The following is a 26,165-nucleotide window of genomic DNA, read 5'->3' as shown; positions in this document are numbered from 1 at the left end:
TCGTTTCCGGGCAAAGTTCTATTGCTGAACGCCGAAAAAGGTTACTTTTGACTGCATACTACTGCTTCTTTCTTTTCCTTATTTATGGATCATAACTCACTGGCGCTGCCCGTTGGGACTACCCTCGACCGCTTTATCATGCGCAAGCAGGAGGATTTCCCGTATGCTACCGGCGAACTCTCTCAGCTGCTACGCGATATTGCACTCGCTACCAAAATCGTTAACCGTGAAATCAATCGCTCGGGCCTGATAGATATTGCCGGTGCTTACGGCAACCGCAACGTGCAGGGCGAGGATCAGCAAAAGCTAGATGTCGTTGCGAACATTCGCTTTATCCGGGCGCTGCGCAATGGGGGCGAGGTCTGCACCATTGTGTCGGAAGAAGACGAAGAAGTGATTCAGACCGGGAACAACCAGGGCAAGTATGTAGTGGCCATGGACCCCCTGGATGGCTCTTCCAACATTGACGTCAATGTCAGCATCGGTACTATTTTCAGTATCTACCGGCGCATATCAGCTACGGGCACCGTCGGCAATGACCAGGATTGCCTGCAACCCGGCACGCTTCAGGTCGCGGCTGGCTACGTTATCTATGGCTCCAGCACCATGCTGGTGTACACCACGGGCAATGGCGTGAATGGCTTCACCTATGAGCCTTCGCTCGGCGAGTTCTTCCTTTCGCACCCCAACATCACTATTCCAGCTACCGGAACGGTTTACTCTATTAATGAAGGTAGCGCCAATTCTTTCTCAGAAGGATTGAACGCCTTCATTGCGCACTGCAAGGACCAGAATTATTCGGCCCGCTACATCGGCTCCTTAGTTGCTGATTTCCACCGCAATTTGCTGAAGGGAGGGATTTACATCTATCCGCCGACCAAGAAAGCGCCTAGTGGTAAGCTGCGCCTGCTTTACGAGTGCAACCCGTTGGCCTTCATCGTGGAGCAAGCCGGTGGCAAATCCAGCAACGGTCGCCAGCGCACCATGGAAATCGAGCCTACCGGTCTGCACGATCGTTGCCCGCTCTTTATCGGGTCCAAGGAGTTGGTTGAAAAAGCAGAAGAGTTCCTGGCCGCTGAATACTCCGACGCGTCGGCCGTAAATAGCTAGCTTCTACACAATCGTTAACGTGAGAGTCCCAACACGAAGAAGGCCGCCCGATATGTTCGGGCGGCCTTCTTCGTGTTGGGACCGTACCGACCGAGGTCGGCAGAGGATAGAACCTAGGTTCTACGCGGTTTTTTCAGCGGCCTCCGGATTGCCTTCTGCGGTTGCGTCGGCTTCCGTTGGGATGATGCCGGCGGTGCTCAGCGCTTCGTCGGCGGCAGGCTGCTCCTGCTGCGTGCCCGCGTCAGTAGTTTCCTCAGTGGCGGCCTGATACTCTAAGCGGCTGCTCACGGCCTGGTACCACGTCACCAGCTTCTTGATATCCGACAGATACACCCGCTGCCGGTCGTAGTCGGGGATGATTTCGCCCATAAAGTTCACCAAGTCACGGTCATCCGATTTGTTGGTCACGGGGAGATTGGTGCCGTATTTCTGGTACACTCGGTCGAATACCTCCGTCAGCGGTATCGTCTGGTCGTAGTCCTGAGTGTAAATGGAAATCTCCTGCAACAGCGAAACCTTGTTGCGGGCCGAGGCTACGGAGCGCGTAGCACGCTCGTCCAGTGATTCGATAATCACGCCGGCGCGGGTGGGGCGCACTAAGCGGTAAAGACCGGGCATTCCGCTGATCGCGGCAATTTCCTTCAGGTCGTAAGGCATGGAAAATAAATTAAGCGAAAGATGCAAAGGTAGGGTAGTAGCCGCTAGCAAAGCTAAGTTGGCTTACAGCTTGAATACAACAGGCAGGCTCGTCAGCACGGCGTAGTCGGGCTTCTTGAATTGCAGCAGCTTCACAACGCGCAACGCTTCCTCGCCGCAGCCGCCGCCCACGCCTTTCACCAGCTTCACGCCGGTCATGGTGCCGTCGGTGTTTAGCGTAAAGCTCACAATACAAGTGCCTTGAATACGGTTACGCTTAGCAAGAATAGGGTACTTCAGCTCTTTTTCAATAAAGGCGTACATGGCCTCCTGCCCACCTTCATAATACTCCGCTACGGGAATGTTTTTGCCAACGTGGCCCGGTGCTGCTGGAGCAGCCTCGGCGGCAGGAGCCGGAGTAGTCGCGGGAGCCGGTGCATTGCTCTTAGTCGGAGCCTTTTGTGCGAAAGCCGGGGCAGTTGTGGCCAGCATGCCGAAAGCCAGCGCAAATGTGATTTTTTTCATGAAATAAAGACCAAAAGGAGAAAGCAATGAAAAGTTATTGTCAGGAAAAGGCAATTACAAAGCCAACTTACGAATCCTGAGCCGTTTGGGCCAGCTGCCGATTCACGTCTTCGATGAAGTTCAGAATCTCAGCGCGGCCCGTCTTCTCCGCCGCCGACGTAATGAAGTGACGCGGCAGTTCATCCCAGGTTTCCTGTAGCTTAGCCAGATAATCAACCACGTTCTGCTGGGCCCGCGAGTTCGATAGTTTATCGGCTTTGGTAAACACCAACACAAACGGAATACCTTCCGTGCCCAGCATATCAATAAACTCGATATCGGGGGCCAGTGGCTGATGACGCGAGTCAATCAGTACAAATACGCAGGCTAGGTTTTCGCGCTTCCGCAGGTAGAAGTTGATCATCTTGCTCCACTGCGCGCGCGAATCCTTACTTACTTTAGCGTAGCCGTAGCCAGGCAAGTCGACTAGATACCACTCCTCATTTATTAGGAAATGATTGATTAGCTGTGTTTTACCAGGGAGCGACGAGGTTTTCGCCAGGCTGTTTTGCCCCGTGAGCATATTAATTAAGGAAGACTTGCCCACGTTGGAGCGGCCAATGAAGGCATATTCGGGCAAAGTAGGCGGTGGGCACTGCTCAACCCGCGAATTACTCATGACGAACTTTGCTTCGCGGATGATCATAGGCGAAAAATCAGGTTAGTTGCGTACAAAGGTAGGAGAAAGAGAAAGCCTGAAGAGTGCATAAATTTCTAATAATACCCTTGTTGTTAATGTTGTAGCCCTATATTTGCGCGACTTGGCGGGTAAGGTGATTGCCTCATTCTTTGCTGCTATTGTACTTTACTATGTATGGTATCTATCTTGAAATATTGGATGCTGTAAAGAATGTATTATGAAATCCCTATCTTTGTTCAGTTGTTGATTCTTGCCGCAGATAACTGAATAAGCTTAGAATGAAGTAGAAAGCTGATTTTAGGCTTTTCAAACGCTAAAACATTCTTTGGTTTGAGTTAACCCTGGAACTAGTTTTCAGTATAAAACGCATCTTTCTTAAAGAGTGGCATTCGAACCTGCTACTTTTTACCGAACACCTTCGTAACCGCTTATTTCCAAAACTCCTCCTACAATGGACAACTTAGTCAGAAGGTTATTGAAAGCCTCTTGCGCCTTAGCGCTCGGTGCGGCAATGGCCCAGCCTGCGCTGGCCCAGAGCACGCGCAAGCAGCTGAAAAGCGCAAATAAGTTCTTCGATCAAGAGAACTATCGGGCCTCCATCCCTTACTATGAGCAAGTGTTGGCCAAGGAGCCGAATAATGCCCAGGCGCTGTTCCGGGCTGGTATTGCTTATATGTCCTTTGATAAGGAGAAAGCCAGTGACTACATCTATAAAGCGCAGCGCCTAAAGCCAAAGGTGTCGAAGGATATAGAGTACTGGCTAGGTCGCGTCGACCACCTCAACTACAACTTTGATGAGGCCATCACGCACTTCCAGGCGTACAACGCTACGCTGAAGAAGAAAACCGACACCCGCAAAGCAGAGCTGGCGCAGTTGATTCAGCACAGCAAAAACGCGAAGGTGCAGTTCAACAGCCCCAAGGACATCTTCGTGAAGAACCTAGGTCCGACCATCAACACGGCCTATTCCGAGCACAGCCCCGTAATTTCCGCAGACGACAAGCTGCTGCTTTTCACCTCGCGTGGTCAGGAAGTAACAGGGGCCAACACCAAAGGCAAAGGCATTGCTTCCGACGGAGAGTACTACGAGGATATCTTTGAAACGAAGCGCATCAGCGATGATGAGTGGGAAAAGCCACGCTCACTGAGCGGCGCTCTCAACGGGAAAGGCCACGACGCTTCCATTCAGGTATTCGACAATGACCAGAAAATGCTGCTATACCGGCAAGACGAAAATGGTGACATTTTCTTCTCCGAAAAGGCGGGCGGCGACTGGGCACCGCCGAAGAAGCTGAACGGTAACATCAACTCTAAAGGCTTCGAATCGGATGCCTTTATCACGCCCGATGGTCTAACGATCTACTTCTCAACCGGTAAGTATTCGGAAGATGGAACGCTAGATCTGTACTACGCCACGCGCGAGCCCGGCGGCGACTGGGGACAGGCCAAGTCGCTAGGCAACGTGGTCAATACCAAGTACGACGACGACAGCCCGTACCTGAGCAAGGATGGTAAGACCTTGTACTTCAGCTCACGCGGCCACAACACGATGGGCGGCTATGATATTTTTAAGTCGCAGTGGGATTCGGTGGGCCGCAAGTGGGGCCGTCCTGAGAACATGGGCTATCCGGTCAATACGCCTGATGACGATACTTACTATCGTCTGAGCCCGGATGGTAGCTACGCTTATCTCTCCAGCTACCGCATTGGAGGCTACGGTGAGAAGGATATCTACACCATCAACTACATCAAGAACATCAACATCCGGGGTAAGGTGTTCAGCGCCCGCGACAGCAGTTCTGTGATTCCGGGCGTTGAGCTGGTTTTCTCGGGCACGCAGGCTGATAAAACAGCCCTGAGCTACCGCGACGTAACAAAGCCTGAAACAGGTGATTATGGAGTGAGCGTACTCTCAGGCCGCACGTACCAGGTTTCTGTGTCGAAAGACGGGAAGAACATTACCACGGAGGAATTTGCCGTGCCGATTTCAACCGACGACTCGACCACGGTTACCAAGAACTTCTACGTGCCGTACGTTGATACGACAAGCCAATCAGCTTACGCATTCAAGAAGCTGTACTTCGATACTGACAAGTATAACCTGCGCCCGGAGTCGATTAAGGAACTGGATAATATCGCACGGATCCTGAAAGCAAATCCAGGCCTGAACATCTCGGTGGAAGGTCATTGCGACTCGCGTAACACTGACGAGTACAACATAGAGCTAGGTAACAATCGCTCTACGGCTGCTTATAAGTACTTGCTACGCAAAGGTATATCGGATGCCCGCTTAGTAACGGTAAGCTACGGCGAGCGTCGGCCGGCGGCGCCTAACGATTCGCCCGAGAACATGCAGCTGAACCGCCGCGTGGAGTTCCGGGTGATTCTGAAGGAAGGTGAAACGGCTCCCTCCATCAACTCTGCACAGTCAGGACCAACTGGCACGAGCATGTCGTCGAGTGAGCCTTCCAGCGCTCCGCTCACCACGACCACTGCCCCGCTGGTACCTGGCAAAACCAAGATAAAGCAGGCAGACGGCACAAAGATCAAAACCAAGGTCGACGAGAATTCTGACAAGGTGAAGGTGAAAGCCAAAGGCCCGCAGGGCGAAGAGGCGAAGACCAAAACCAAGAATGGAACCATCGACTCGAAGGCAAAAGACGCCAACGGTGAAAAAACTAAAGTGAAGACCGACAACGACTAAGCCGGCTCACAAACCCTAGGAAACGGGCTGGGCACTGTGTCCGGCCCGTTTTTTTTCAACATAATCGAGGGCGAGGCGTTATGTTTGGACAATTCGTCCTTTCTTTCTTCGTTCTTGGCCTCAGACGTATGACCGTTGTACCCTACAAAGATGACGCTGCCAGCAAAAAGTCGCAGGTAGCCCAGATGTTCAACAGCATAGCTGGCAAGTATGACTTCCTGAACCATTTTCTGAGCGCAGGCACCGACATTTACTGGCGGCGCAAGGCGGTGGGGGAGTTGAAAGAACTCCGGCCAGCGCGCATTCTGGACATTGCGACGGGCACGGCCGATTTCGCGATTGAGACGCTGCGTGCCGCCTCACCTGAAGCGCAGATAACCGGCGTTGATATCTCGGAAGGAATGCTGGACGTTGGTCGGCGCAAGCTGGCAGAAAAGGGGCTCACGCACCGGATTCAGCTGGAGCTAGGTGATTCTGAGAACCTACCTTTCCCGGATAATCACTTCGATGCAGTGACGGCTTCGTTTGGCGTCCGTAACTTTGAGAACCTGAAAAAAGGCCTCGCTGAGATGCAGCGGGTACTACGGCCCGGCGGTAAAGTGGTGATTCTGGAGTTTTCCAAGCCCACGGCTTTCCCGATGAAGCAGGCCTATAACTTCTATTTCCGGCATATTCTGCCGGTGTTTGGCAAACTGATTTCTAAAGACCGCGCCGCCTACACCTACCTGCCCGAATCGGTGCAGGCGTTTCCGGATGGGCCGGCTTTTCTCTCTATTCTGGCGCAGGTCGGCTTCAAAAACCCCTCATGGCAACCTCTTACCTTCGGCATCAGCTCTATTTACACGGCTCAAAAATAACGCGTCTGGCGCTGGTTGCGCTGGCGGTAGTGGGCCTGGCATCTTCCGGGCACGCGCAGGAAAAAAGCCGCACAAAGTCCAGCCGCAGTAAAAGTGGGCATGTGAAGTCTATTACCACCGACAACCTGCCGGGCTACGACGACAAGTGGTTTCACCCCGGTTTTTACATAGCGCCGAACTTCTCGCGCTACCGCATTGAGCAGTCACCTAGCTACATACAGGCCATCAACAGCGGACAGGGCATATCGGCTAACGCGCTGAGCAGCCCTGGCTTCTCGGTCGGCTTTGTCGGTGATGTGCGAATCGCTGATTTCCTGAGCCTGCGCTTTACGCCGGGTGTCAGCTTCTTGTCGCGCCGTATCGAGTTCAAGCCTCAGGGCTACTCGGGGCAAGATACAATTGTGAATCAGGAAGTTGGATCCACCCAGATTGACTTGCCTCTGCTGTTTAAGTTCAAATCGCAGCGGCGCCGCAATACGCGGGTGTACGTGGTAGGGGGCATCAAACCTAGCTTCAACGTAGGCAACCGTCGCAAGGACCCGGAGCTTTTCAAGCTGCGTGCCGCCGACTCAGACCTAGCTATTGAATACGGCGTAGGGCTGGACCTGTTCTATCCCTTGTTCAAGTTTGCGCCAGAGCTGCGCTTTTCCAATGGACTGCGGAACCTGCTGATACCCAGCAACGACATCTACAGCCGAAGCCTGCAACGCCTGACCAGCAACACCGTAACGCTGTACCTGACATTCGAATAGATGATCATTTATCATCTAACATTTACCATTGACCAGTTCTTTTTCTGTTGTTAACAGTGGCTTGATAGTCAATGGGTTGTTAGAATATCTGATAAATGATAAATGGTAATTGCTAAATGAAAAAGACTGCTTTCATAACGGGCGCTTCGTCCGGAATTGGCCGCGCTACGGCTGTTGCGTTAGCCAAATCTGGTTTCCAGTTGGTTATAACAGGTCGGCGCGCTGAGCGGCTGCAAGAGCTAGCCCAGGAGCTAGCTCCTACGCCTGTGCATATTCTCACCTTCGATGTACGCGACCGAGCTGCGGTAGAAGCCGCCGTAGCTAGCCTGCCCACTGATTTTCAGGCTGTTGATGTACTCGTTAATAACGCGGGGAATGCGCACGGGCTAGCGCCCATTCAGGACGGTGAGCCGAACGACTGGGACCTGATGCTGGATGGCAACGTGAAGGGTTTGCTATACGTCAGTCGAGCCTTATTGCCGGGCATGACGCAACGCAAGCAAGGCCACATCATCAATATTGGCTCTATTGCGGGCCTGGAAGCCTACGCCAACGGCAACGTTTACTGCGCTTCAAAAGCGGCAGTTCATGCTCTCACTAAAGGCATGCGGATTGATTTGCTGCCGCAACACATTAAAGTGGCCGAAGTAAATCCGGGCGCGGTGGAAACGGAGTTTTCGGAGGTGCGCTTCAAAGGCGACTCTGAGCGGGCCGCGAAAGTGTACCAAGGCTACGAGCCATTACGCGCCGAAGACGTGGCCGATGTTATTCATTTTATGGTAACGCGGCCGCCCCACGTGAATGTAGCGGAAGTGCTGCTGCTGCCAGCCGCCCAAGGAGCCGCTACGTTGATCAACAAAGAATAAAGCACCTAGCTTTTCTACCTTTAGACAAGAATCTGGAGCAGAATGATTTACTTCGTTCTGCTCTTTTTTATTCCCTATGTCTGGTTATCAATCCCTAGCCGATATTGCTGCTATTGAGCAAACCCCGCTCAGCGCCCGTCCTATAGCTCCGAACACCTTTGAAATGCTGCGGCGTGGCGCAACCATCAACCCCCAGGCTGTAGCGCTACGCTTCGTTTTCAGTGGCGAAAAGCCGACGAACTCGGTCGATTTTCGCTACGTAGAGCTGCTGAAGCGCTTCTACCAGGCGGCTAACCTGTTTCATAACCTAGGTATTGGAACAACGGACGTAATATCCTACGTGCTGCCCAACTTACCCGAAACGGCTTTTACGCTTTGGGGCGGTCAGGCAGCAGGCATTGTGAACCCGATCAATCCGTTGCTGGAACCTAGCCAGATTGCGGAGATTTTGAATGCAGCGGGTACGAAGGTGTTGGTCACCCTACGGGCGTTCCCTAAAACGGATATCTGGCAAAAAGTAGAGGCCATAGCCGCGTCGGTGCCTAGCCTGGAGACGGTAGTTGCCGTTGATTTGCTGTCGTATCTTCCACCGCTTCAAAGGCTTGCAATTGGTGCCATGCGCCTGGGCAAAGGGCGCCCTTCACTGCCAGGCAAGCGCGTAGTAGACTTCAATCAACTACTGAAGCAGCAGCCCGACGACCGGCTCGTATCGGGGCGGCAGATTGCGCCGACTGATACCGCTTGTTATTTCCACACGGGCGGCACCACCGGCACCCCAAAGCTAGCTCCGCTGACGCATTATAACCTCACGACCATTACCTACAGCGCCTCGCAACTGCTAGGCGACAGCACGGATAAGCTGGTGTTCTTCTGCGGGTTGCCGCTGTTTCACGTGAATGGCGTGGTGGTGACGGGTAGCATTCCGTGGTCGTTGGGGCATACGCTAGTGCTAGGTAGTCCGGCGGGCTACCGTGGGCCGGGCATTCTGACCAACTTCTGGCAACTCGTGGAGCATTATCGGCTCTCCTTGTTTAGCGGGGTGCCGACCATCTTCACCCGACTGCTGGAGTTGCCGATTGGCAGCCGCGACGTAAGCTCATTGCGTTACGCTATTTGCGGGGCTGCGCCGATGCCGGTCGAGGTAATTCGGGAGTTTGAGCGCCGCACGGGGCTGCGCGTGTCGGAAGGCTATGGCTTTACGGAAGGCTCTTGTATTAGCAGCGTCACGCCGCTGGGCGGGGAGCCGGTGCCGGGTTCTATTGGGTTGCGCGTGCCGTACCAAGAGGTGAAAGTGGTGGTGTTGGATGAGCAAACAGGTGATTACCAGCGCGACGCAGCCGTGAACGAAAGCGGCGTTATCGTGGTGCGGGGCGCGAACATCTTCCGAGGCTACCTGCAACCCGAGCACAACAAAGGCATTTGGGTCGACACCGGTGATGGTCACGGCGACTTCTACAACACCGGCGACCTAGGTCGGCAAGACGAGCGGGGCTATTTCTTCATCACCGGTCGGAAGAAGGAACTCATCATCCGGGGCGGGCACAATATCGACCCCAAAATTATTGAGGAAGCGTTGGCCCAGCACCCCGCCGTGGCCTTAGCCGCCGCCATCGGCAGCCCCGATAAGGATGCCGGTGAGTTGCCAGTTGCTTATGTGATGCTGAAAACCGGCCAGCAGGCGTCGGAGGTTGAATTGCTAGCTTTTGCTGAAGCCAATATCCCCGAAAGGGCGGCCGTGCCCAAGCACATCTTTATCGCCGCTGAGTTTCCGCTCACGGCCATTGGTAAGATTCTGAAGCCGGTGCTGGTAAAGCAGGAAATCTGCCGGGTGTACGGGCAAGAGCTCGCTAAGCTTTCTGACCTGAGTGTCAGCGGTATTTCCGTGCGAGAGGATAAAAAGCAAGGCTTGGTGGCCGAGGTGAGAGCTACTGGTGGCGTTGATGCAGCTAGCTCGATTAAGCAAGCCTTGAGCGGCTACGCGGTGCCTTGTGAGGTGTACTAGATTGTTTTATCAAACTGCTTATCAATTTCCTTTCGATCATAATCAAGGATCCAGTCATTATACTTAATGTAAAAAGGCTTTAAAGTCTCAAGATCAGGAGCGACAATATCAAGGCCTCTATCGTCATACATGTGAAAGACTAATCTTCGGGTTGTATTTATTAGATGTATTTCTTTGACACTGAGTATACTCTTTCCATCAAGTCGTGGTTGCCTTGGCGGGAAATCTGTATTAGCAATAGCTGATAATACATTTTGATAATTCAGGCGTTCTGCTTCTATTTTGACTATTGCAATAATTTTTTTGCCATTTTGTTCATCGGTTTTGTAAAGGAATGCAGGTCTTATATAGGTAACTTCTTCTTTTATTAAGTTTTGTATTTGCTTAAAAATATAATTTGAGAATCTTATTTTTCTTCTTTTGTATTTGTAGTCAGTAAGTACGAGAAATAAGGCTTCATCATTAGAGAAAGCAGCTTTAAATAGAGCTGTTGCGCGTCTTACAACTTCGATAAAATACTCATCTGTATCTGTCTTACCAGTTTGCAGGTCGAAGCGTAAGCTGAAAGGCCAGTTATAAAATAATGGCGTTCTTATTTCAAGGCCCTTGAAGGTAGTATCTAAGAAACTTCTGTATTCTTGTTTTATTGTTTGCTTTAAATCACCCATAACTTCTGTTTTCTACTTCCGCAAATACCTACTCAAATCTGATACCGACGCAATACCTAGTTGCGCAGCTTGTTGCTGTCGCATGAGCAAGGCATAGGTATTATTGAAGCCAATAGGCGTCAGCCACTCCAGCCCGTAGCGGCGCCGAAATCCTTGCTGCACATAGTGGTACACCGCTTTCGGGTCGCCTTGCAGCGAGTCGACGGTCGCGGGCGAGGGCTGGAGCAACACCAGCAGGCCGGTGCCGGTGTACTCCGGATACAGGTCGATGGCGCCGTTGCGGAGCGCTTCGAAGCAGATGCTGGTACCGCCCAGGCCGGTTTTGGTAGCAACATCCAGGTTCGTATAGCCGCGAATGAGTGCCGCATACATTTCGGCGAGGATATATTGCTCGGAAAAAATCTTGGAGCCTAGCACAATCGTAGCGCCGCGGACTGGCTGCGGAGCGCGCCACAAGCCTCGTTTGCGCAGGAACTCCAGGGCCACAGCGCGGGGCTCCTCGTGTTGGTAATCGACACGATAGTTTAGCTCCGTCATCACGGAGTCGTTGATCTGGCCAGCCAGCTTTTCCAGCACGGGCTGTAACTCGGGGTGTTCGGCTAGCACACGCTGGCGGACGACGGGCGCGGCAAAGTAGGGAGGGAAGGCGCGGCGGTCGTCGCGAAGCACGCGCAGGTGGTAGGCTTTGATACGGCCGTCGGTGGAGTAGCCGTCAATTACGTCAACGTCATGGTTATGAGCAGCTTCATAGACCAGCGCGGGTGCAATAACGACATTAGGAACCTCCAGATGATAGGTGTTGCGCACACCCGGCAAGCCATCGGCCCGCCCGACGAACTCGGGGCTGAACCCAGCCAGCAGCTTGCCTTTGGTGCGAGGCAGCAAATACAAGCCACTGAGCAACGGCAATGCCACCAACAATGCCCCGCCAACGCGCACTAGCCGGCGCACGCTCAGCCGTTGCAAACCGGCCAAGGCGGCATCAAAAGCTAAGGCCAACGCCGCCGCCGGAATAGCGCCCGCCAGAATCATGGCCGGATTATTCAGGGCAATGCCGCCGAAAATGAACTCACCTAGGCCACCCGCCGCAATGTAAGCCGCTAGCGTCGCCACGCCCACGTTGATGACCGTAGCCGTGCGAACACCCGCGAACAGGACCGGTAATGCCAGCGGCAACTCCACGCGGCGCAGAATCTGCCAATCTGTAAGACCTAGGCCCTTTGCAGCTTCCACCACCGCCGGACTCACGCCCTGCACGCCGGCCAGCGTGTTGCGAATAATGGGTAATAACGAGTAGAGGAACAGCGCGAAGATGGCCGGCTTAGGGCCAATACCTAGGGCCGGAATCAGGAAGCCGAGCAAGGCAATGCTCGGGATGGTTTGGAGTATGCCCGTGAAGCCGAGCACCGCCGGGGCCAGGCGCGGACGACGGGTAAGCAGCAAACCGACAGGCACGCCCACCAGCACCGCCAGCAGGAGCGAAGCCGCCGTCAGGCCGATGTGTTCGAGCGTTTGCTGACCTAGCTTACCGGCTTGCGCTTGCCAGAAGGTGAGTAGTTCGGTTAGAGTTTGCAAGCAGCCTCCTCTCGTTGTAAAGCTTCGCCAAAAGCAGCCATAAGTTGCGGTAAATCAATGTGATACTTGCCTGCTCCTAAATCGTTGCTGTTGATTGTAATTCGCTGATGTTTAATATTATGAGTAGCTAGGTCTATAGCCGCTGAGTGAGCAGTATCGCCGTTTGTCAGGTATTCCAATGCTTCCTGAACTGTAGCAGAAAGCGGCAGGCTGGGTGCGTCAGCAGGCGCAACTGGACCGACGGATAAAAACGGCAGCAAATCCGCCAGCCGTAGCGTGCGCAGTTGCAGACCTAGCCTTTCGGCCGCGAAAAAGCGGCGCACGAAGTCGTTAGCAGGCTGAAAAAGTAGCTCACGAGGCGTACCGAGTTGCTGCACGCGGCCGCTGTCGAGCAGGGCGATGCGGTCGGCTAGCTCGAAGGCTTCGACCACATCGTGGGTGACGAGCACGACGGTTTTGCGGCGCAATTCCTCCAACTCCTGAAACTCGTGGCGGATGCTGGCTCTGGTAATCGGGTCGAGGGCGCCGAAGGGTTCATCCAGGAGAATGATGGGCGGATCGGCGGTCAGGGCGCGGGCTAGCCCCACGCGCTGCTGCTGCCCGCCCGAAAGCTGCTGCGGGTATTGGTTGGCAAACCGTTCGGGCGGCAGGTGCAAGCGCGTGAGCAGGGCTTCTGTGCGCTGCGCAATGTCAGACGGCGTGTGCCCAAGCAGGCGCGGCACGATGCCCACATTCTCGGCCACGGTATAGTGCGGCAGCAGTCCAACTTGTTGAATAACATAGCCTATGCCGCGCCGAAGCTGTTCGGGTTGCTGGGCGCGCACATCCTGGCCGTTGACTTCCACAGTGCCAGCCGAGGGCTCGATGAGCCGATTCAGCATCTTGAGCAAGGTGGTTTTGCCGCAGCCACTTGGGCCGAGCAGCACCAGCGTTTCGCCCGCGGCTAGCTCGAAGCTAACATCCTGCACCACAGCCAGGTCGCCGTAGTGCTTACTGAGGTTCTGCACGCGAATGGCGGGAGCAGTGGAAGAAGGAGAAGACACGAATAGAAAAGCCGGACGGTAGAGCTGGTAAGTTAGGACGGATACGGCGAAACAACGAGCCAAAGCACGGCAGATGGTGGTTTGGCTTTATCTTGAGGGCCCGATTCACTCCAAGTTCTTCTCTTTATGTTGCTAAAACGCTTATACTTTTTCCTGGCTAGCTTGCTCCTGAGTTTCCCGCAAATGGCTCATGCGCAAGCCCCGATGGTCTACTCTGCTACCAATCCGCTCGCACATACCTTCTCCATCGTAGCCCGCGACCCTGCCACTGGCGACATGGCCGTGGCCGTGCAAAGTCACTGGTTTTCAGTGGGAACTTCGGTGAGTTGGGGTGAAGCCGGTGTGGGTGTCGTCGCTACCCAGTCCTTTACCAACAAATCATTCGGACTGAGAGGGCTAGCCTTGCTGAAGAGCGGCAAAACGGCCCAGCAAGCGCTTGATGAGCTGCTGGCCAACGACGAAGGCCGCGACGTGCGCCAGGTCGCCATCCTCGATGCGCAAGGCAACGTGGCCACGCACACCGGCAAAAAGTGCGTCGACGAAGCCGGCCACGTAAAAGGCAAGCAGTTTTCGGTGCAGGCCAACATGATGTTGAACAACACGGTGCCTGCGGCGATGGCCAAAGCCTACGAGCAGAACGCTGGCCTGCCCTTGGCGGAGCGGGTGCTGGCGGCGCTCGACGCGGCGCAGGCCGCAGGCGGCGACATTCGCGGACGCCAGTCGGCGGCGCTGCTGGTGGTGCGCGGCAAAGCGACGGAAGGCGCTTGGGCCGACCGCCTCATCGATTTGCGCGTGGATGATAATGACGTGCCGCTGAAGGAACTGCGTCGCTTGCTCAGCTTGCACCGGGCCTACGAGCACATGAACGCCGGCGACCTAGCCGTGGAGAAGAACGACGTGCCCGGTGCTATTCGCGAGTATCAGGCCGCCGAGAAGATGTTTCCTAATAACCTGGAAATGAAGTACTGGCATGCCATTTCGCTGGCTAATAAGCAGCAAGTGCCCGCTGCTATGGCCTTGTTGCGCCCTATCTTCAAACAGGAGCCCAACTGGCGCACCCTCACCGAGCGCCTGCCCAAAGTCGGACTGCTTACAGTGAGTGACGCCGAGCTAAAGCAGATTCTAAGCGTGAAGTAGCCAGGCAGATAGAACCCGTTTTACTATTGCGCTAAACCAATCCCACTCCATTTGCCATGCGTTTTTCTATATTTTTTGCTTTGCTCATCCTCTGGGTGCTGCTTGGCTGCAACCTAGGTCACCAATCAGAAAAGGCTTCCGAATCAGTCACGACCGTGTACCTAGTGCGCCACGCCGAGAAAGACCTCACGCCTGGCCTCACCGATCCGCCCCTGACGCCCGCGGGTCGGCAGCGGGCTATAGCCCTGCGCGATTCCCTGGCGCCGCGCAACCCAGTAGCCCTTTTCACCACCGACACCCGCCGCACCCGCGATACGCTCGTGCCGCTCGAAGCAGCGCTTCAGCTCACGCCCATGAGCTACGATGCCAAAGATCCGGCCGGGCTGGGGGCTCTTATTAAGCGCGAATACACTGGTAAAAAGGTAGTTGTGGTGGGTCATTCGAATACGCTGCTGCCCCTTATTGAAGCGCTTGGCGTGACGCGCCCCATGCGCGAAATTGCCGACGAGCGCTATGATTATCTATTCGAGGTGCGCTTGCCGGCTGAAGGCATCGGCACGATTGGCGTGACGCGCTACGGAGCTCGGCGGTAACCTAGCTTACCGCTCGGCCGGATTTGTAATCCGGCTGTCGGGAGTGGGGGATTTATAATCCCCGCCCGCAACGCGGGCACCTAGGTGTCGTGCCTCATGCGAAGCGGACGGCGCGGTGTCGGCGGATTGCAAATCCGCAGCTCCTCACAGCCGGATTACAAATCCGGCCGAGCAGATAGCTCCCGACGACCGGATTGCAAATCCGGCCAAGCAGTTAACCTAGCTTTTAACTCTCTTTTTCAATTCCTCCACCCGCATGAAGAAACCAGTTACCGTTCTGCTTTTAGCGCTTAGCTACTACCAGCTCACGTTTGCTCAACAAGGCAAGGTGCCTGTGCTGCAAGAAGCCAAACCTGAAACTGTTGGGATGAGCGCCGACCGTCTCCAGCGCATCGACCGGGTGTTGCAGGAATACACTTCGAAAAACCTGGTGCCGGGCGCTATTGCCTACGTGGTGCGCGACGGAAAAGTGGTGTACAACAAGGCGTTCGGGGTAGATGATGCAGCAGCTAAAACGTCCTTGCAGCGCGACGCTATTGTGCGCATTGCCTCCCAGACCAAAGCCATAACGAGCGTGGGCGTGATGATGCTCTACGAAGAAGGCCGCTTCCTGCTCGACGACCCAATTTCAAAGTACATTCCCGCCTTCGCCAACCAGAAGGTGCTAGCTTCCTTCAATGAAAAGGACTCCAGCTACACCACCGTACCGGCCAAGCGACAGGTGACGATTCGCCAGCTGCTCACGCACACGTCGGGCATTGGGTACGCGGTTATCGGGAGCAAGCAAATGAAAGCCATTTACGCCAAAGCGCACGTACCCAGCGGGATTGGTACGCCCGGCGGCTCGCTGGCTACGGCCATGAATACCCTAGGTACGTTGCCGCTGGAGCACCAGCCCGGCGAGCGATTTACCTACGGCCTGAACGTGGATGTGCTAGGTTACCTGATCGAAGTGCTGTCGGGGCAGTCACTCGATGTGTTTCTGCGGCAGCGCCTCTTTGAGCCGCTCGGGATGAAGGATACCTACTTCTACCTGCCCGCCGCCAAGCAGGCGCGCCTGGCCACGCTCTACACGGAAGATGCTACCCGCCACACGATTAAGATGGGAATGCGCGACGGCATGTCGCCCGACTATCCCAAAACGCAGGGCACGTACTTTTCGGGCGGCGCGGGCCTGTCGTCCACTATTCAGGACTACGCCATCTTTCTGCAGATGATGCTCAACGGGGGCGAATACAACGGCCGGCGGGTGCTCAGCCCCACCACCGTGCGCCTGATGACCATCAACCAGATTGGCGACGTAGACCAGGGTGCGGGCAACAAGTTCGGCCTGGGCTTCAGCCTGACCACCGCCAAAACTACCGGCAAGCTAGGCGAGTCGGAAGGTACGTTTGGGTGGGGCGGCATCTTCGGTACCACGTACTGGGTCGACCCGAAAGAAGGCATTGTGGCCCTGCTGTATACCCAAAAATACCCGAACAGCTACGGTGACCTACAGGATAAATTCCGCGTGCTGATCTACCAGGCTTTAACCTCGTCGCGAGTGGCGCACTAGCTGGTTCGTGACCTAGGTCGTGCAACCCAAGCTAGGTTTCCTTGTACCTTAGCCATTCCACGCGAGCTATTGCGTGGCTCGTTCCTGTTCTCAACCTTACACTTAATGATGCACTTCGCTCCGCGCTGGCTGGCTTTGGCTGGGCTAGCCTTCGTCACGACCGCCACTTCCGTATCGGCCCAATCGGGTACGAAAATCGACTCGACTAACATCCGCAAGATCTACGACGAAGCGCTGCTGCGCGGGCAGAGCTACGAGAACCTGCGCCAGCTCACCGGCAAAATTGGTGGGCGCCTGAGCGGTTCGCCGCAGGCGCAGCAAGCCGTCGATTGGGGCAAGGTGACCATGGAAAAGCTAGGTCTCGACCGGGTGTATTTGCAGGAAGTGATGGTGCCGCACTGGGTACGTGGCCCTAAGGAAAAGGCGCAGATCAAGCCCGCAAAAGGGAAAGGTATTGATCTGAATATTTGTGCTTTAGGTGGCTCCGTTGGAACCAACGGTAAAATGCAAGCGGGCGTGGTGGAAGTCGATAGCTGGCAGGAGCTGGCGGCCTTACCAGCTGAGAAAGTCAAAGGCAAATTCGTGTTCTACAACCGCCCGATGAACCCGACCTTCATCGAGACGGGGAAAGCCTACGGCGACGCCGGCGACCAGCGGCGGCGCGGCGCCATTGAGGCTGCCAAGCGTGGCGCGATAGGGGCGTTGGTTCGCTCCTTGTCCCTAGCCCACGACGATTTCCCGCACACTGGCACCATGAGCTACGATGAAAGCGTAACGAAAGTGCCCGCCGCCGCGCTCAGCACCAACGATGCCGATAAGCTCAGCCAACTCCTCAAAGTCGATCCTGGCCTGACAGTAGAGCTGGAAATGGGTTGCCAGCAGCTGCCCGAAGTGAAATCCTACAACGTAGTCGGCGAAATCAAAGGCTCGAAGTACCCTGACGAAATCATCAGCGTCGGCGGCCACCTCGACTCCTGGGACCTAGCCCAAGGCGCCCACGACGATGGCACCGGCTGCGTGCAAAGCATGGAGGTGCTGCGCCTGCTGAAAGCCACCGGTCTGCGCCCCGAGCGCACGGTGCGCGCTGTGCTCTTTATGAACGAGGAGAACGGCACCCGCGGCGGCAACAAGTACGCTGAGCTAGCCAAAGCCGCCAACGAGAAGCACTTAGCCGCCATGGAATCAGATGGTGGCGGCTTTACGCCGCGTGGCTTCGGCATCGAAGGCTCGCCTGCTGTGGTGGCGAAAGTGCAGCAGTGGCGCCCACTGTTTGCGCCCTACAAGAGTGAGGAAATCGGTCCCGGCCACGGCGGCACCGACATCGGCCCTTTGAAAGACCAGGTGAAAGCCCTCATCGGCTACGAGTGCGACGACCAGCGCTACTTCGACATCCACCACACCGCCGCCGACACCTTCGACAAGGTAAACCGCCGCGAGTTAGAGCTAGGTGGCGCCAGCATGGCGGCGTTGGTGTATTTGATGAGTAAGTACGGTTTGTAATCGTCTGTTTTAGTGGAAAAACGCAACCGTCTTTCATCCTGAATGCAGCATTCCGCGCAGCAAGCGGCGACGGAATGAAGGACCTCCCTCTCATAAGCAACTAACTTTCTAAAAAGCGAAAAGCCCTTGATTAACCACTTAGGTTGATCAAGGGCTTTTTGGTTAAGAAGAGAGCTTTTCGCTCATCGGAGGGAGGTCCTTCGCTTCACTTCGTGGCGCTCAGGATGACAGACGTGGTTTTTTTACGTAAGAGCGTAAGACGTAAAAAACGAAGCCAGTGAATACGCTCTACTTAGTTGCCTTGCTACCGCCCGAACCCGTGTTTTCCGAAACGTGGGCCATGAAGCAAGAAGTAAATCGGCTCACGGGCAGCCGTAACGCTGTGCGTCTGCCGCCGCACATCACGCTCATTCCGCCCACGCGGCAGCCAGATGAATTTGAAGCTAGGTGCACCGCCACGCTGGCAGATTTTGCGGCCACGCAGGCGCCGCTTACAGTTGGCTTGCACAACTTCGCTTGGTTTGGCAACCGGACGTTGTTTGTGCATGTGAGCGAAGCCACGGCGCTAAAAACCTTTCACGCGGCTCTTACCGATTGGTGTGCCACGCACTTGCCGGAGGTGCCCCGTGAGAACCGCGCTTTCACGCCGCACCTGACCCTAGCCACCCGCGACCTGCCCGTCGCACAAGTGCCGGAATTGAAGCAGCTTTTTGCGGCTCGTTCGTATGCAGCATCATTTGCTGTACAGAACTTTACGTTGTTTCGGCACAACGGGCAGCAGTGGCAGCCGCGCGGGACGTTCGATCTAGGTCGGTCTTAGAACATTCGCTTTAGTTCTTGTTTTGGTGATATGAAAATCATCATCGTCGGTGCTACGGGCACCATTGGCAAAAAAGTAACCGCCGCGCTGGAAAACGACCACGAGCTTGTAAAAGTGGGCTCGAAGAGCGGCGACATTCAGGCCGATATTACCTCGTCGGAATCCATTGAAGCCATGTACAAGCAAGTCGGCGCGTTTGATGCGCTGATCAGCACTGCCGGCGGTGCGCACTTCGGTCCTCTCACGGGCATGACGGCCACCGATTTTCAGAAGGGTCTGAATAACAAGCTGCTAGGTCAGGTAAACCTGGTGCTCATCGGCCAGCACTACATCAACCCAAAAGGATCGTTCACGCTTTCCTCCGGCATCTTGTCGGATGATCCAATTCGCAACGGCGCCAACATCACGACAGTAAATGCCGCCGTGAATGCCTTTGTGTTGGCTGCTGCCATTGAACTGGAAAATGGCGTGCGCATCAACGCCGTCAGTCCCGGTCTGGTCGAAGATTCGGCGGCCATGCTGCCCGCTTTTCCCGGCCATGCACTCGCCAAAATGGACGTAGTAGTGCGGGCTTACCTGAAGAGCGTACTCGGCGCTCAAACTGGGCAGGTGTATCCGGCTGTTTAACAAAGGCTACCGTTTTCACCTGCATTCAAGCAAACAAAAAAAGCCCAACGACCTAGGTCGTTGGGCTTTGCAGTTCCGGCCACGTAGCTGCAAAAGCAACTACGGTACGCTTAATTATTCCGAGCAGGTTGAGGAGTCCGGGTTTACAGACCTAGGTATCTACCCCAGATTCCTCGCCCTGCTCGGAATGACAAGCGCAGTTAGTTTGCTTCCAAAATCTGGAAAAGCTCGTCGAGCTTTGGCGTCAGGATGATTTCGGTGCGGCGGTTCAGGGCTTTGTTGGTGGGGGTGTCGTTGACGGCTACCGGCGAAAACTGAGAGCGGCCCGAAGGCGTCACCTGCGCCGACGGTAGGCCCGCTTGGGTCAGAATGCGCGTAATTTCGGTAGCGCGCAGCACGCTCAAGTCCCAGTTGTCCTTCATGCCCGCAATGCGGGCAATCGGCACGTTATCGGTGTGGCCTTCCACCAGCACGTTCACGTCCTGGTTGCCTTTCAGCGCTTCAGATAGCTTTTTCAGCGCATCGACGCCTTTCGGGTCTACTTTCGTCGAGCCGGACTTAAACAGCAGCTGCTCGGAAAGCGATACGTACACTTTGCCGTTCTTCACGTTCACTGTCAGGTCGTTAGCGTTGAAGCCTAGGAGCGCATCACCAACTTTCTGGCGCAACGCTCGCACGGCGGCATCTTTCTGATCGAGGATGCGCTGCATTTCGGCAATGCGGGCTTCCTTGGCTTTCAGGTCTTCCTGCGTGGCACCTAGGCTGGAGTTCAACTGACTAACCTGCTGATTTTTGCTGAGCAAGCTAGCTTTCAAGGCTTCTTCATTCTGCGCACTTTGCTGCTCCAGGGCAGTTTTTTGGGTTTGCAGCTGGTCGCGGGCGCTGGTGAGCTCAGCATTCTGAGCTTGCAGGGCTTTGTACTTCTTGGAGGAAACGCAGGAAGTACCGGCCGTGAGCAGCCCTACGCCGAGGAGAGCAGTCAGTGCAGTACGGGAGAAGGAAGGATGCATAGCGAAAGAGTGTGTAAGTGAGAACAGCTGATGAAGGGTGAAACGGTAGCGCTTACGGCTGAGTTGCGGACTGGTTAAGCCCGCGCCGCCAACCAGCACGAGGCGCGAAGTAACGTGAAAGTAAAATAGGATATCCATCTTTGAGCTCAGCTATTGGCAACCATTCGGGGAAGGAAGCGTAACGGCCCGGACGGCTACTGAAAGTCTGCCTGGCGAAGCAGCCAGATCGGTCGGGCCCGCGTATCTGTTGTAGCTGCTCATTCTAGTTGTTGTTCATTTGCGTATTCTGTCTCCTTTCTCTGGTCGTTTTTGGCGGTGCTTCTTGGTCTGCGTAGGCCTAGGTTGCCTGGGGTGGCCAGCGGTAAGCCTGGGCGCGCCGCCCACTGCGCACTATTGGGTTTTTCTGCGGAATAAGGCCGGTATGCGCCTGAATGCAGCCAAGTACTTCTCACCGCAGGCCCAAGCGCGGCGGCAGCGCCAGCACTTACCCGCCGCCGATAGCTCCGATTTCCCTGTACGGCCCGACTACGTGCGCCAGGTGCAAGCCCTCACTGATACTGTTACGTTTGTCAGTCGGTGGTTCAATGCCATTGCTTGCCAGGCAACACCCGCGCAGGTAGCGGCACTGCGGCAGCTGCCTGGAGTACGAGCAGTAGCAATTCGGGAGGCAATAGACCTAGCTCCCGCGAGCCGCGCCGAGCCAGGGAAGCCGGGCGAACAAGACCTCACTGCTGCCGACCGTCAACTGGCCCGGCGGCAAACGGCTAGCCTAGGTGCTGCCGCTTTCAAGAGTGCGGGGCTGACTGGCCGCGGTCTGCGCATCGCCATCTTCGACGTCGGCTTTCTGGGCGTCGACCGGCATCCGGCTTTTCAGCATATCATTCAGAATAAGCAGATTGTAGCCACGCACAACTTCGTGCGGGAGCATACGTCGGTGTTTGCCAGCGGCCGGCACGGCACCGAAGTGCTTTCCTGCATTGCCGGCGTGTTGCCCGATGGTACGAACCTAGGTCTGGCCCCGCAAGCGGAGTTTCTGCTGGCCCGCACCGAACGGCTCTACCGGGAGCTGTACGTGGAGGAAGAAGCGTGGCTGGCCGCCGTGGAGTGGGCCGACCGCAACGGCGCCGATATCATCAACTCCTCGCTGGGCTATACCAACCGGCGCTACTTCCCCGAGCAGATGAATGGCCGCACCAGCCTGGTAGCCCGCGCCGCCGAGCTGGCCGCCCGCAAAGGAATACTGGTCGTAAACGCGGCCGGCAACGACGGCGACGATGAAGAGTGGCACACCGTCGGCACGCCCGCCGACGGCGACTCTGTGCTGGCCGTCGGTGGCCTCGACCCCGACACGTATCTGCACATCGACTTCAGCAGCTATGGCCCGGCCGCCGGACGACTCAAGCCCAACGTGGCGGCCTTCGGCACGGTGCTGGCCGCCGCGCCGGGCGGCGGCTACGTGCGCACGCAGGGCACTTCATTTTCTAGTCCGTTGGTGGCGGGCTTCGCGGCCTGCGCCTGGCAGCAGAATCGGAAACTCTCGGTGATGGAGCTGTTCGCCAAGATTCAGGAATCGGCTAACCTGTACCCATACTACGACTACGCGCATGGCTACGGCGCACCACAGGCTAGGTTTTTCGTGAACAACGCGGGGAAATCAGGGCCTGAAACAAGCACACCTTCCTTCGATTTTGTACGCCAGGATAGTCTGCTGGCTGTCGTTATCCGGCCTGAAGCGGCCACCGAGCCGGTGCGCACGCTGCCGCTCTACGCCGACTCCGTGGTGGCCGTCACGCCGGCCACTTCGGCTGGCAACGTGCCGGCCGTCGGGCGCGAAGAGCCGGTGCGAACCTCCGCCGGAGATGCGCCGCCTACCGAGACGCTGGCCGATCCGGCCCCGCTGCCGCCCACTCACCCCGACTACCTGTACTGGCACCTGGCCAATGCGAAAGGCATGTTGCGCAGCTACGAAGTGCGCGACGTGACGCAGCGGGCTGTGCTGCGCATCGCGTTGCGGCGTCTTCAGCCCGGCGATGTGGTGCGGGTACATTACCGGGGCTACACCCAAAGCTACTCGCTCCCATGAGAATGAAGTCGTTGCTGCTGATGGGCGGCCTAGGTTTGTGGCTAGGGCTAGGTGTGCGCCCGGCGCAGGCCCAGCGCGTGCTGCTGCGCGCCGATGTGGCGGAGGATACCACGCGCACCAGATCCGGACCCAATCGCGCGTATTTTGGGCACCTATACCTAGGTTACGCACCCGTTGTGGGCCGGGCATCCGGGCCGGGGGCGGAACTGCGGTTTGGGCGTTCCGGAGAATTGCAGGTGGGCGTACGGAACAAGTTCCGGCTGACGCAAACTTTGGCCCTGGGCGCCGATCTGCGCTATGCTCGTCTGGTGTATCATTTGGAGCAAAATGACCAGAAAATCGTACCGACTACCACGCGTTACGAGCGGGAACGCCTCACCTTGTCGCAGTTGCAGGGCGAAGCCTTTGTGCGCCTCAATGCTGGCCGTCGCGGCAACGCTGTTGGGCGCTACCTCGATCTGCTCGGGTGGGGCGGCTGGGTGTTGGGCTCGGCGCATTATTACCAGGAGCCAGCGTCGGCCGGGGCTAAAAAGCGGAAGGTAACGGAGCGCGGCCTTGGGTATATGTCTCGCTGGCCCTACGGCGTCGGGGCGCGCCTGGGGTCGGGGCGCCTGGCCGTGGTGGGGCGCTATCGGCTGTCTAATACCTTTGTGGGAGAAGCGAAAAACCGCTACCCGGAACTACCGCGCTGGACGGTTGGACTGGAGCTGGGCTGGTTTTAGGTATATAGTAAAAGCCCAATTATGTCTTACTTTTTACATAAAACAAGCGCCTGTTGCGCATTCTGGTATAGAATTGGCTGCAAAGCTAGGGTATCCTGACCAGGCAGCTGAGAGATGCCGTACTTGCCGGACTGATATTGATGAATGTGGACCACTCAATTATGAAAAAACTTTTTCTCCCTGTTGCCTTCGTCGCTTTGTTGCAAATGACCTCCTGCATCACGACTGAACGGGAAGTAGGATCTGCTAAAAACCAGCAGAAATATACCCCTACGCCCGGCAACCGCATCACGGAGCGCAGCGTGCTGAATAAGGTAAATGCCCAGCATTATTTTACGAGCATCAAAGCTAAAGATCAGTTTGTGCTGCTGTTGCAGGGAAGCAAGATCGTGAACGCGCAGGCGCGCTTTATCATCCTGACCAGCACCGGCGACACGATCCGCAAGGAGACGATTCCGGCTGCCGCCCTGCTCAAAGCCAGCGACCTAGACGACCCGCAGGCCGCCACCGTCCGCGACAAAGAAATTGCCATTCTGAAGACGATGAACACCTTCTTCCGCGAAGACCACTTCACGCAGCCAGCTATTCCGCGCGCGGCCGTGCAGCCCGCCAACGTTGACGCCCAAGCTTGGTCTGCCGTGCGCGCCGATACTAAAGCCATCGGCTTCGACTACATAGCCGCCGGCGGAAAAGAACGCCGCATTGCTTACGCCAAAACCCTGCGGAAAGCAGTGATTATTGCAAACTAGGTTGGTTGTCTAACTTTCAGAAGGATATGTAAAAAGCCCGCATGTAGCGGGCTTTTTTGTTGGGCGTTTAGTGGCCCGTTTAATTTTAAACGCGGCTGACAGGTGCAGTAGGAACGCGCCACGGCGCGTTCGTCGTTGAACGGCTTGAGTTGAACAGTCTTTTACGGAAAGACAATCATTCAGCAAGCGGCCCGGACGAGGAACGCGCCGTGGCGCGTTCCTACGGCGCTTCGACCGCCGCCGAAATTCTACCTGGGTAGTACGGGTGTAAAACAAAAACGCAGCGCAGCACTCAGTACAAGTGCTACGCCGCGTTTACTAATCCAATCACCGCTGAAAAGGTACTTCCCCGCGCATGAATATCGCGTGAAGTAGCAGGTCAGGATTTAAGTAGTTGGGGTAAGCCAGCCCACCGTTCCTTTAGCGCTACGCACCAGCCGAAAGCCGGCAAACTCGCCTAGCACCGCCACGCTCGTGCGGGCGGGTAAGGTATCGAGTGTCACGGCCTTGGTAGTAGGCTGCGCGTACAGATCCATAGCAGCCGCCAGCGCCTCGCGCCGCAAGGGCGTGGTGCTAGCGGGCACCACCGCCTTCGCGGCCACGTAGCCAACGCGGCCATCCGGCCGTTCTACGCGGTACCAATCAGATTGCAAGCCAATTATCAACAGCGGCGTGTCGTGGGCCAGACCCGCCAACTGGCCGCCGTTCGCTGCCGGACTGCGGCGCAAATCGGTGCGCTTTTCCCGCACGCGCACCCACTGACCTAGCTGCTCGGGCGCAGTGCGCGGGGCTGCGGGCACCGCATCGGCGTGGCGCACAAACGGCAGCGGGTCGACGGCACCCTGCCCGGCGCGGTAGATGCCGAAGTGCAGGTGGGGCGAGGTGGTGCGGGCGTTGCCGGTGTTGCCCACCAAACCTAGGGTATCACCCACGCGCACCGTCTGGCCGGGCTGCACCAGCTGCTTGTCGAGGTGGGCGTAGTAGAGGTGCTGTCCGTGCTCGGCATCGGCCAGCCATACCACGTTGCCGCCTAGCTTCGTGACGCCGGTGCGGGTAATCAGGCCTGGCGCGGCGGCAATGGCGGGCGTACCGCGCTTAGCAAAAATATCAATGCCTTCGTGGCGCCGTGCGCCGCCGTCGCGCGCCATACCCCAGAAGCTGCCCACGGCCGCGTCGGTTTTGCCGCGCACCGGAAAGCCCAGCGAAGGCGCCCGCCGGATACTCAGCGTGTAGCGCCCATTGCGCAGCAGCTCCGGCTGCACCCGCAGCAGGTGCTGGTGGTCGTCTTCGGCCACGTAGCTGAAAGATAAATCGGCTGTATCGGCGGAGGCCAGCAGGCGCGGCGTACGGTTGTCGGGGTTCAGTTCAAAGGCATCGAGGAAGACGTGCGCATCGGTGCCGGCGCTGAGGGTGAGGTCGATACGCACGGTTTCGCCCGTGCGCACGCTATAGCGATACGAAGCCGACGTTGCCTTGTCGGCGCGGAAAAGGCCGGTTTCCTGGAACGGCAGCGTCACCACCAGCGAGTCGTGCAGAGCGCGGTCGGCGGCCGCCAGCCAGTCCCGACCTAGGGCGGTCTGGTCAAGGCCCGCCTGGCGCAGGCGCCGGGCGTACGTATCGTGCGGCGTAGTCTTCTGAAAAATAGCTTGCAGCGTTTGTTGTTTGCCGCAGGCGGTGAGCAGGAGAAGCAGGAAAGTGTAAGAAAGAAAAGCGCGAAGCGGCTTACGTAGCATAGAAATTTAGCGGTAAAACTATACTTTCTAAACCCTGCCCAGCCGCTACTAGTTCGTTCTAGGCAGCAACCTAGGTTTTGTACGCTGCATCGGCCCATTGATCCGCCGTAGCTGGTTTGCCGCTGTACGATGCGGGTAGGGGTGAGCGAAAATGCAAGCCCCGGCAGCCCCGCCAGGAACAATGGCGTAAGTTGAATTCAAGCTACTTTTGTTTACTGC

Annotated in this window: 23 protein-coding genes; 15 read left to right on the top strand and 8 right to left on the bottom strand. The window is 56.4% G+C overall.

Annotated elements, in window-relative coordinates; all coding sequences use genetic code 11:
• The first annotated feature begins 84 nt into the window (after nucleotides 1–84).
• Nucleotides 85–1,110: a class 1 fructose-bisphosphatase gene (gene fbp, locus IEX74_RS10865; RefSeq protein ID WP_188813936.1), complete on the top strand. Its 1,026-nt coding sequence runs from the start codon at nucleotides 85–87 to the stop codon at nucleotides 1,108–1,110.
• Nucleotides 1,111–1,230: 120 nt separating this feature from the next.
• Here the strand turns inward: fbp and IEX74_RS10860 are convergent, their stop codons facing one another.
• The 3 genes from IEX74_RS10860 to yihA form a co-directional block, all read right to left on the bottom strand.
• On the bottom strand, nucleotides 1,231–1,767 hold the full coding sequence (locus tag IEX74_RS10860) for a DUF5606 family protein (RefSeq protein WP_188813934.1): 537 nt from the start codon (nucleotides 1,765–1,767) through the stop codon (nucleotides 1,231–1,233).
• Nucleotides 1,768–1,830: 63 nt separating this feature from the next.
• Nucleotides 1,831–2,271: an energy transducer TonB gene (locus tag IEX74_RS10855; protein ID WP_229755205.1), complete on the bottom strand. Its 441-nt coding sequence runs from the start codon at nucleotides 2,269–2,271 to the stop codon at nucleotides 1,831–1,833.
• Between the two features lie 67 nt (nucleotides 2,272–2,338).
• Nucleotides 2,339–2,956 carry a ribosome biogenesis GTP-binding protein YihA/YsxC gene (gene yihA, locus IEX74_RS10850; RefSeq protein ID WP_188813932.1) on the bottom strand — a complete coding sequence of 206 codons (618 nt, stop codon included), beginning with the start codon at nucleotides 2,954–2,956 and terminating at the stop codon, nucleotides 2,339–2,341.
• A 445-nt stretch (nucleotides 2,957–3,401) separates the two neighbouring features.
• Here yihA and IEX74_RS10845 point away from each other — a divergent pair, with 445 nt between their 5' ends.
• The 5 genes from IEX74_RS10845 (at nucleotide 3,402) to IEX74_RS10825 (ending at nucleotide 10,131) form a co-directional block, all read left to right on the top strand.
• Nucleotides 3,402–5,654, top strand: coding sequence for an OmpA family protein (locus tag IEX74_RS10845; protein ID WP_229755203.1), 2,253 nt, complete (start codon nucleotides 3,402–3,404; stop codon nucleotides 5,652–5,654).
• Between the two features lie 128 nt (nucleotides 5,655–5,782).
• Nucleotides 5,783–6,511, top strand: a complete 729-nt coding sequence (ubiE, locus tag IEX74_RS10840; RefSeq protein ID WP_188813930.1) for a bifunctional demethylmenaquinone methyltransferase/2-methoxy-6-polyprenyl-1,4-benzoquinol methylase UbiE — start codon at nucleotides 5,783–5,785, stop codon at nucleotides 6,509–6,511.
• Entirely contained in the window at nucleotides 6,460–7,263 is an 804-nt protein-coding gene (porT, locus tag IEX74_RS10835; RefSeq protein ID WP_188813928.1) for a type IX secretion/gliding motility protein PorT/SprT, read from the top strand. Before ubiE ends, porT begins: the two co-directional genes overlap by 52 nt.
• 116 nt (nucleotides 7,264–7,379) lie before the next feature.
• The gene (locus IEX74_RS10830) at nucleotides 7,380–8,129 is read left to right on the top strand and encodes an SDR family NAD(P)-dependent oxidoreductase (RefSeq protein WP_188813925.1); all 750 of its coding nucleotides are present in this window, start codon (nucleotides 7,380–7,382) and stop codon (nucleotides 8,127–8,129) included.
• 76 nt (nucleotides 8,130–8,205) lie between these two features.
• Nucleotides 8,206–10,131, top strand: coding sequence for an acyl-CoA synthetase (locus IEX74_RS10825; RefSeq protein ID WP_188813923.1), 1,926 nt, complete (start codon nucleotides 8,206–8,208; stop codon nucleotides 10,129–10,131).
• Here IEX74_RS10825 and IEX74_RS10820 read toward each other — a convergent pair.
• From IEX74_RS10820 to IEX74_RS10810, 3 genes are read right to left on the bottom strand one after another with little or no spacing between them, the layout of a single operon-like run.
• Entirely contained in the window at nucleotides 10,128–10,799 is a 672-nt protein-coding gene (locus IEX74_RS10820) for a DUF3885 domain-containing protein (RefSeq protein ID WP_188813921.1), read from the bottom strand. The two genes, IEX74_RS10825 and IEX74_RS10820, sit on opposite strands and share 4 nt — an antisense overlap.
• A 12-nt stretch (nucleotides 10,800–10,811) precedes the next feature.
• The gene (locus IEX74_RS10815) at nucleotides 10,812–12,374 is read right to left on the bottom strand and encodes an ABC transporter permease/substrate-binding protein (protein ID WP_188813918.1); all 1,563 of its coding nucleotides are present in this window, start codon (nucleotides 12,372–12,374) and stop codon (nucleotides 10,812–10,814) included.
• The gene (locus IEX74_RS10810; RefSeq protein WP_188813916.1) at nucleotides 12,362–13,417 is read right to left on the bottom strand and encodes an ABC transporter ATP-binding protein; all 1,056 of its coding nucleotides are present in this window, start codon (nucleotides 13,415–13,417) and stop codon (nucleotides 12,362–12,364) included. Before IEX74_RS10810 ends, IEX74_RS10815 begins: the two co-directional genes overlap by 13 nt.
• 126 nt (nucleotides 13,418–13,543) lie before the next feature.
• On the opposite strand from IEX74_RS10810, the gene IEX74_RS10805 reads away from it, so the two are divergent.
• The 6 genes from IEX74_RS10805 to IEX74_RS10780 all read left to right on the top strand — a co-directional run bounded on the left by IEX74_RS10805 (nucleotide 13,544) and on the right by IEX74_RS10780 (nucleotide 19,649).
• Nucleotides 13,544–14,554, top strand: a complete 1,011-nt coding sequence (locus tag IEX74_RS10805) for a DUF1028 domain-containing protein (RefSeq protein ID WP_373285561.1) — start codon at nucleotides 13,544–13,546, stop codon at nucleotides 14,552–14,554.
• A gap of 56 nt (nucleotides 14,555–14,610) precedes the next feature.
• Complete coding sequence (locus tag IEX74_RS10800; protein WP_188813914.1) at nucleotides 14,611–15,147, top strand: histidine phosphatase family protein; 537 nt, start codon at nucleotides 14,611–14,613, stop codon at nucleotides 15,145–15,147.
• Nucleotides 15,148–15,403: 256 nt separating this feature from the next.
• Nucleotides 15,404–16,702, top strand: coding sequence for a serine hydrolase domain-containing protein (locus IEX74_RS10795; protein ID WP_188813912.1), 1,299 nt, complete (start codon nucleotides 15,404–15,406; stop codon nucleotides 16,700–16,702).
• Between the two features lie 108 nt (nucleotides 16,703–16,810).
• Entirely contained in the window at nucleotides 16,811–18,202 is a 1,392-nt protein-coding gene (locus IEX74_RS10790) for a M20/M25/M40 family metallo-hydrolase (RefSeq protein ID WP_188814124.1), read from the top strand.
• Nucleotides 18,203–18,479: 277 nt separating this feature from the next.
• Nucleotides 18,480–19,022, top strand: coding sequence for a 2'-5' RNA ligase family protein (locus tag IEX74_RS10785; protein WP_188813910.1), 543 nt, complete (start codon nucleotides 18,480–18,482; stop codon nucleotides 19,020–19,022).
• A gap of 30 nt (nucleotides 19,023–19,052) precedes the next feature.
• A complete protein-coding gene (locus IEX74_RS10780; RefSeq protein WP_188813908.1) occupies nucleotides 19,053–19,649 on the top strand; it encodes a short chain dehydrogenase in 597 nt (198 codons plus the stop codon).
• Between the two features lie 200 nt (nucleotides 19,650–19,849).
• Here the strand turns inward: IEX74_RS10780 and IEX74_RS10775 are convergent, their stop codons facing one another.
• Nucleotides 19,850–20,797 (bottom strand): OmpA family protein, encoded by a 948-nt coding sequence (locus tag IEX74_RS10775; RefSeq protein WP_308421119.1) that lies wholly within the window; start codon nucleotides 20,795–20,797, stop codon nucleotides 19,850–19,852.
• A gap of 139 nt (nucleotides 20,798–20,936) precedes the next feature.
• Between IEX74_RS10775 and IEX74_RS10770 the strand changes: the two genes are divergently transcribed.
• The 3 genes from IEX74_RS10770 to IEX74_RS10760 all read left to right on the top strand — a co-directional run bounded on the left by IEX74_RS10770 (nucleotide 20,937) and on the right by IEX74_RS10760 (nucleotide 24,213).
• Complete coding sequence (locus IEX74_RS10770) at nucleotides 20,937–22,742, top strand: S8 family serine peptidase (protein ID WP_188813906.1); 1,806 nt, start codon at nucleotides 20,937–20,939, stop codon at nucleotides 22,740–22,742.
• Between the two features lie 2 nt (nucleotides 22,743–22,744).
• A complete protein-coding gene (locus tag IEX74_RS10765; RefSeq protein ID WP_188813904.1) occupies nucleotides 22,745–23,464 on the top strand; it encodes a hypothetical protein in 720 nt (239 codons plus the stop codon).
• Nucleotides 23,465–23,625: 161 nt separating this feature from the next.
• Nucleotides 23,626–24,213 (top strand): hypothetical protein, encoded by a 588-nt coding sequence (locus IEX74_RS10760; protein WP_188813902.1) that lies wholly within the window; start codon nucleotides 23,626–23,628, stop codon nucleotides 24,211–24,213.
• 386 nt (nucleotides 24,214–24,599) lie between these two features.
• Here the strand turns inward: IEX74_RS10760 and IEX74_RS10755 are convergent, their stop codons facing one another.
• Nucleotides 24,600–25,946, bottom strand: a complete 1,347-nt coding sequence (locus IEX74_RS10755) for a M23 family metallopeptidase (protein ID WP_188813900.1) — start codon at nucleotides 25,944–25,946, stop codon at nucleotides 24,600–24,602.
• Nucleotides 25,947–26,165 lie beyond the last annotated feature (219 nt).

It is taken from the genome of Hymenobacter cavernae, from assembly GCF_014641455.1.
GTDB classification, from domain to species: Bacteria; Bacteroidota; Bacteroidia; order Cytophagales; family Hymenobacteraceae; genus Hymenobacter; species Hymenobacter cavernae.
The sequence above is the reverse complement of the archived record's forward strand: the minus strand, read 5'-3'. Positions and strand labels throughout refer to the sequence as shown.

Coding starts and splice junctions, on each gene's coding strand:
- fbp (WP_188813936.1), top strand. CDS start 85: ATGGATCATAACTCACTGGCGCTGCCCGTTGGGACTACCCTCGACCGC.
- IEX74_RS10860 (WP_188813934.1), bottom strand. CDS start 1,767: ATGCCTTACGACCTGAAGGAAATTGCCGCGATCAGCGGAATGCCCGGT.
- IEX74_RS10855 (WP_229755205.1), bottom strand. CDS start 2,271: ATGAAAAAAATCACATTTGCGCTGGCTTTCGGCATGCTGGCCACAACT.
- yihA (WP_188813932.1), bottom strand. CDS start 2,956: ATGATCATCCGCGAAGCAAAGTTCGTCATGAGTAATTCGCGGGTTGAG.
- IEX74_RS10845 (WP_229755203.1), top strand. CDS start 3,402: ATGGACAACTTAGTCAGAAGGTTATTGAAAGCCTCTTGCGCCTTAGCG.
- ubiE (WP_188813930.1), top strand. CDS start 5,783: ATGACCGTTGTACCCTACAAAGATGACGCTGCCAGCAAAAAGTCGCAG.
- porT (WP_188813928.1), top strand. CDS start 6,460: ATGGCAACCTCTTACCTTCGGCATCAGCTCTATTTACACGGCTCAAAA.
- IEX74_RS10830 (WP_188813925.1), top strand. CDS start 7,380: ATGAAAAAGACTGCTTTCATAACGGGCGCTTCGTCCGGAATTGGCCGC.
- IEX74_RS10825 (WP_188813923.1), top strand. CDS start 8,206: ATGTCTGGTTATCAATCCCTAGCCGATATTGCTGCTATTGAGCAAACC.
- IEX74_RS10820 (WP_188813921.1), bottom strand. CDS start 10,799: ATGGGTGATTTAAAGCAAACAATAAAACAAGAATACAGAAGTTTCTTA.
- IEX74_RS10805 (WP_373285561.1), top strand. CDS start 13,544: ATGTTGCTAAAACGCTTATACTTTTTCCTGGCTAGCTTGCTCCTGAGT.
- IEX74_RS10800 (WP_188813914.1), top strand. CDS start 14,611: ATGCGTTTTTCTATATTTTTTGCTTTGCTCATCCTCTGGGTGCTGCTT.
- IEX74_RS10795 (WP_188813912.1), top strand. CDS start 15,404: ATGAAGAAACCAGTTACCGTTCTGCTTTTAGCGCTTAGCTACTACCAG.
- IEX74_RS10790 (WP_188814124.1), top strand. CDS start 16,811: ATGCACTTCGCTCCGCGCTGGCTGGCTTTGGCTGGGCTAGCCTTCGTC.
- IEX74_RS10780 (WP_188813908.1), top strand. CDS start 19,053: ATGAAAATCATCATCGTCGGTGCTACGGGCACCATTGGCAAAAAAGTA.
- IEX74_RS10775 (WP_308421119.1), bottom strand. CDS start 20,797: ATGGATATCCTATTTTACTTTCACGTTACTTCGCGCCTCGTGCTGGTT.
- IEX74_RS10765 (WP_188813904.1), top strand. CDS start 22,745: ATGAAGTCGTTGCTGCTGATGGGCGGCCTAGGTTTGTGGCTAGGGCTA.
- IEX74_RS10760 (WP_188813902.1), top strand. CDS start 23,626: ATGAAAAAACTTTTTCTCCCTGTTGCCTTCGTCGCTTTGTTGCAAATG.
- IEX74_RS10755 (WP_188813900.1), bottom strand. CDS start 25,946: ATGCTACGTAAGCCGCTTCGCGCTTTTCTTTCTTACACTTTCCTGCTT.